Source organism: Kitasatospora sp. NPDC057512 (assembly GCF_042802135.1).
Classification (GTDB): domain Bacteria; phylum Actinomycetota; class Actinomycetes; order Streptomycetales; family Streptomycetaceae; genus Kitasatospora.
The window spans coordinates 1-1,397 of sequence record NZ_JBHVET010001219.1; the positions used below are offsets into that span (position 1 = coordinate 1).

At 74.2% G+C, this 1,397-nt stretch carries 1 protein-coding gene; it reads right to left on the reverse strand.

What is annotated here, in order from left to right; translation table 11 throughout:
* Positions 1-83 precede the first annotated feature (83 nt).
* Complete coding sequence (locus ACFU6K_RS39040; protein WP_380671431.1) at positions 84-539, reverse strand: hypothetical protein; 456 nt, start codon at positions 537-539, stop codon at positions 84-86.
* Positions 540-1,397: the final 858 nt, after the last annotated feature.

A 1,397-nucleotide genomic window follows, 5' to 3' on the forward strand; every position in this document is an offset into this window, starting at 1 on the left:
GGGTTCGTGGTGCCGACTCCCCGGCGCCCCGTCAGGGGGCGACGGCCGGCCCGCTCGAACGGGCCCCGCCGCCCGGCGATGGTTCAGCCGCAGTGCTTGGAGCCGTAGCCCGAACCCCCTTGCCCGGTGAACTCGTTGTACTTCAGCCCCCCGACGAAGTCGATGCAGGCCCCCTTGGCGTACGCGTAGACCGGGCCCGCGTACTGGGTGTAGTTGCTGCCGGCGCCGTCGTCGATCCAGCGGTCCGTTCCGGAGCGCCGTATCGCGACGTAGATCTCGTGCTGGCCGGTGACCGCCGCGTCGCTTCCGCGGGCGATCGCGCAGTTGTACCCGTTCCCGCTGTTGTAGTAGATGTCGATGAAGCCGACCACCGGGCCCGCGCTGGAGTTGTCGGTGATGTCCCAGCTCCGCTTGAAGTCGTATGCGCTCCCGCACTTGTTGACCCGGGGGGAGGCGTGGGCCGCGCCGGCGGAGAGGCCGACGAAGCCTCCGGCGAGGACCGCGGCCGCGAGGACCGTCGCGAGGTGCTTCTTGATCACGGAGAGCTCCTTCGAGTGCGGTGGTTGCCGAGGCCGGGGCCGCGGGGGTGACCGCCCTCGCGGGACGGCGCAGCCCCGGCTCCGGCACCGGAGGTCCCGGCCGGCGTGTCCCGTCGCAGGCCGCGACAAGTTGTCCGAAGACCCGGTGGAGCTCCCACAGTGCGGGCGTATTTGATTGTCCATCTACAAGACTCGGCCACGGCCCAGGTGAACAGCGGACAACCCGGATTGACCACGGACATGGCAGGGGGCAGGGGATGGGGAGCGCCGGACGCCCGCAGGGGCGGTTCAAGGGGGAGACCGAGGAGGCGAACGACCTGGCCGGGTTGGTGCGGGAGGTGACCTCCGGGCTCACCGTCCGCGAGCTCGCGCGCCGGTACCCGGCCGGCAAGACCAGCTGGAGCGAGTACCGCTCCGCGGAGAAGGACATCCCGTGGCACCTGCTCCGGCAGCTGATCCACGATCGCGTGACGGACCCCCGAGCCCAGGCGGTGCTCCTGGCACGTGCCGGTCAGCTGCACGAACGGGCCGGCCTGGCAGCCAGGGGACTCCCGTCGCCCGCGGCAGGGCCGTCGGCCGCGCGGCAGGCACTGGATCTGGCCAGGCAGGCGCAACGGCAGGCCGAGGCCGGCGTGACGGAGGCGGAGGAACTGATCCGCGTGCTGGTCGGCATCGTGGCCGAGCTGCGGGGTGAACTGGGCGCCGCCGTGGAGGAGGGGACGGTCCCCGTCGTGGGGGGGGCCCCCCCCGGGGGGGCGCCGGGGGCCGGGCCGGCCCCCCGGGGGGGGGGGGGGCGCCGGCGCCGGCCCCCCCGGGGGGGGGGGGCCCGCGGGGGGGGGACGGCCGCGGGGCTGTTCG